Origin of the sequence: Stieleria sedimenti, from assembly GCF_025060895.1 — a bacterium.
GTDB classification, from domain to species: domain Bacteria; phylum Planctomycetota; class Planctomycetia; order Pirellulales; family Pirellulaceae; genus Stieleria; species Stieleria sedimenti.
The window spans coordinates 1-3,562 of record NZ_JANZKV010000398.1; the positions used below are offsets into that span (position 1 = coordinate 1).

Sequence of the window (3,562 nt, forward strand, 5' to 3'; positions counted from 1 at the left end):
CGGTATTGGCCTAAAGGCTAGACACCAACGCTGCGTGGGGTGGCGCAAGCCTGATCACGAACGGTTTCTTTCCGTGCCACTCAGGCACGTAGAACATACTGTAGGCGTCAGGGCAATTTGAACCCGTCGTCGGCGTCACAGCGTCTCGTGCCTGACCCATTGGAGGTTCCACGGCAGCCGGCCGACCGGCATGATTTTGAAACGCAACCCTTCGGCGTACAACTCGCGCAGCGACTGGATCGTCACGCGTAGCTTGGGAAGCATCTTTTCGAATTGCTTGAACGGCACGCTGATTTCGATCAAATCGTGTTTCGACAACTTGACGAACAGTTTTAGTTTGACGGTGTCGCCGCTGGTCGCAAAATCAAACTTCTCCTCCTTGGCCAGTTTCTTGACCTGGGCGACGATCGCTTTGGATTTGAACTCGCGGACTTTTTCGCGTTTCATTGCACCGGCGTGACGACGGGCATAACGCTCCAGCACATGCCGGACGAAGGTCTTGATTTCGTCGAGATCGCTGACCAGGGCGCTGTGTTGGCTCTCGCGAAACCGATAGGAATGGATCGTCAATCGACTTTCGCTGTCGTATTCCAGCCGCAGCTCATCGCTCCGCCAATAGTGTCCGTCGGTATGGGGCTCGGGGATCGTGAATCGACACAGAGTTTTCGACCGCGAATCCTTGTCGCCGGGGTGCCGCGTCACGTGAACGCCTTCGATTTGCCCGAGCAGCGATTGCCAATGTTTGGATTCTTTCGATAGATTCGCGCGGTCGACCACGATCGCAGACTGACCGGAAAAGTCTTCGCGAAACAGCTTTCGAATCGATGGCGGTGGAAGTTTCATCGCCGCTATCCTACGAAATTGATGCGGGCCTGGACACAACGGCTGCCTGGCGACTTCCAAGCGAACCGAAAAACGGCGACACTACGCCGATGAGCGAACTTTCAGACCAATTTGACGCCCCGAGCAAACGGTTCCAGGCCGGTGGTCACGTGATGGCCTATCGAGACGTCGGCCCGACGGTGGCCGATGGGGCGGAGGCGGCGGCTGCTCAATCGCGTCCTTCAATCTTGTGTGTCCACGGCAACCCGACGTGGAGCTATTACTACCGCGCGGTCGCGCAGCGTTTCGGGGCGGACCATCGGGTGATCGCCGTCGACCACATCGGCTGCGGCAACAGCGACAAACCCAGCCAGGCCGAGTATGCGTACACGCTGGCCAGCCACCAATCCAATCTGGTCGCTTTGATTGAACATTTGGATTTGGACAACGTTGTGCTGCTTGCCCATGACTGGGGGGGCGCGATCGGCCTGGGGGCCGTCGTCCGCTGCAAACCGCGATTTCGCGGCATCATGCTGCTCAACACGGCGGCCTTCCCGCCACCCTACGTCCCGTGGCGAATCGCCGCCTGCCGGATTCCCGTCCTCGGCACGCTGGGCGTCCGCGGATTGAACCTGTTTGCCAGAGCGGCGATCACGATGGCGATGAGTCGCAATCGGATGCGTCCGGAGGTGGCCAAGAATCTGCTGAAGCCCTATGACAGTTGGGCCAATCGCGTCGCGATCGATGCCTTCGTCCGCGACATCCCGTTTTCCAAGGCGGCGCCGACCTATCAGACGTTGGTCGATTTGGAAAACGCGTTGCCGTCGCTTGCCGATCTGCCCTCGCTGTTGGTTTGGGGGATGAAGGACTGGTGCTTTCGGCCGGAATGTTTGCGACGGCTCCAGGCGGTTTGGCCGGCGTCGACGGCTGTCGAAATTGCCGACGCTGGGCACTACGTCATCGAAGATGCTGCCGAAGAAACGCTCGACGCGATCGGCCAATTTTTGGCCGACAAGATCCAGTGACCGGCGGCTTGCCAGCGATCCGTCGGATGTGCACGCGACCGGTCGATGCGATCCGTTGGGCCTGTGTTCTGGAAGCGACCGCGCCGAAGGTCGGCAATGTTTATCCGGGCCGCGACTTTGACGACTTGACGTACCTGGACTTTGTCACCGCGGCTGAACTGACCGCATCGGCCTTTGAACCGCTGCCCCCGTCGTTCAGCCACGGTGTGCTCGATGCCTGCAACGCGTCGGCCGGACAACTCGGAACGAACGTCAACTTGGGAATTTTGTTGCTGTTGGGGCCGCTGGTCCAAGTGGATGCGGCCGATGAACGCGTCCGGCTGGACCGGTCGACTTGGAGCAGCGGTGTGATCGCGGTCTTGGACTCGATGACCGCCGACGACTCAAAACGGTTGTATGCCGCGATCAATGTCGCCAAACCGGGCGGGATGGGCCAGTCGGATGAAATGGATTTAAGCGGACCGCCGCCGGAGGATTTTCTGGCGGCGATGCGGCATGCCGAATCGCGTGATCGAATTGCAAAGAATTACTCGGACGGTTTCGCTGACTTGTTTCATCATGTCCTGCCCGTTGTCCAGCAAAGCGTGCTCGATGAACACGATCTGCTGAGCGGATTGGTGCTGGCTCAGCTGCGGTTGCTTGCTGCGGAACCCGACAGCTTGATCGCCAGGAAGTTCGGCGAAGGTGTTGCCCGCGAGGTGCAACAGCGGGCGCGGTTTGACCACCGCGACGCAGAGCAATGCGACGCCTTCGATCGCTATTTGCGAACCGGTACACTTGATCTGGCGGGACAATCCAACCGAATCAATCCCGGCACGACTGCCGATCTGATCGCAGCGGCCGTGTATGTGCTGTTGCGCGAGGCGGTGTAGCGGGTCAGCCGTCCTCTTTCCCAATTACCTTTCGAACCAGGATCACTTCATGAGCCAACCCACCTACCGTGTCGATGTGTCCAAGGAGCAGTTCGTGTTTTCGGCCGCACACTTCATCACCTTTGCCGGCGACATTTGCGAACGCATCCACGGGCACAACTACGGCGTCCGTGCATCGGTGGAAGGCCCGTTGGATGAGAACCGTTACGTCGTCGATTTCATCGCACTCCGCGACGCCGTGCTCGAACAGACCCAGGCGTTGGATCATCACGTGATCCTGCCTAGCGACCATGCCGAAATTCGAATTCGCAGCGATGACAAGGAGACGACGGCGAAGTTCCGGGACCGCCGCTGGGTGTTCCCGAACGAGGATTGTGTGATCTTGCCGGTGATCAACACCACGGCCGAAGAAATCGCGCGGGTGATCGCCGAACGGGTGCGGGAAAAAACGAAATCGCAATTCGGCGACGCGTTAAACTGGATCGAAGTCGCCGTGGATGAAAATCAAGGTCAGTGGGGCGTGTGCCGATTGCCGTGGAAGTGATGTCAATGCCGCTCAACATGCTGTTTTTGTTGACTGTCATGTTTGCACCGGTACCCCAGCGTTAGCGCGATTTGATCGTGAAAAGGTGTCCGTCCTTCATGGCATGGGCATGCGTGTTGGTGTCTAGGCTTTAGCCGATCCTCGGAATTGACGGACGCCGCGAGGCGGCGTGGCGGGGCGCCTAAAGGCCAATACCGCTAAGTTAACATGAATGAGGGGGCCCGGACGCTGGCGCGAACCGGCTGATGTCAAACGAATATCAGCCGTTTGGCGCGAGCCTACGGGCCCTCATCTGAAGA

The 3,562-nt window shown here is 59.1% G+C and carries 4 protein-coding genes; 3 read left to right on the forward strand and 1 reads right to left on the reverse strand.

What is annotated here, in order from left to right; translation table 11 throughout:
* Nucleotides 1-135: 135 nt before the first annotated feature.
* Complete coding sequence (locus tag NZK35_RS34215) at nucleotides 136-843, reverse strand: hypothetical protein (protein ID WP_259637020.1); 708 nt, start codon at nucleotides 841-843, stop codon at nucleotides 136-138.
* An 89-nt stretch (nucleotides 844-932) separates the two neighbouring features.
* Here NZK35_RS34215 and NZK35_RS34220 point away from each other — a divergent pair, with 89 nt between their 5' ends.
* From NZK35_RS34220 to NZK35_RS34230, 3 genes are read left to right on the forward strand one after another with little or no spacing between them, the layout of a single operon-like run.
* Nucleotides 933-1,847 (forward strand): alpha/beta fold hydrolase, encoded by a 915-nt coding sequence (locus tag NZK35_RS34220; protein ID WP_259637021.1) that lies wholly within the window; start codon nucleotides 933-935, stop codon nucleotides 1,845-1,847.
* A 26-nt stretch (nucleotides 1,848-1,873) separates the two neighbouring features.
* Nucleotides 1,874-2,719 carry a triphosphoribosyl-dephospho-CoA synthase gene (locus NZK35_RS34225; protein ID WP_259637022.1) on the forward strand — a complete coding sequence of 282 codons (846 nt, stop codon included), beginning with the start codon at nucleotides 1,874-1,876 and terminating at the stop codon, nucleotides 2,717-2,719.
* A 49-nt stretch (nucleotides 2,720-2,768) separates the two neighbouring features.
* A complete protein-coding gene (locus NZK35_RS34230) occupies nucleotides 2,769-3,263 on the forward strand; it encodes a 6-pyruvoyl trahydropterin synthase family protein (protein ID WP_095738862.1) in 495 nt (164 codons plus the stop codon).
* The last annotated feature ends 299 nt before the right edge of the window (nucleotides 3,264-3,562 follow it).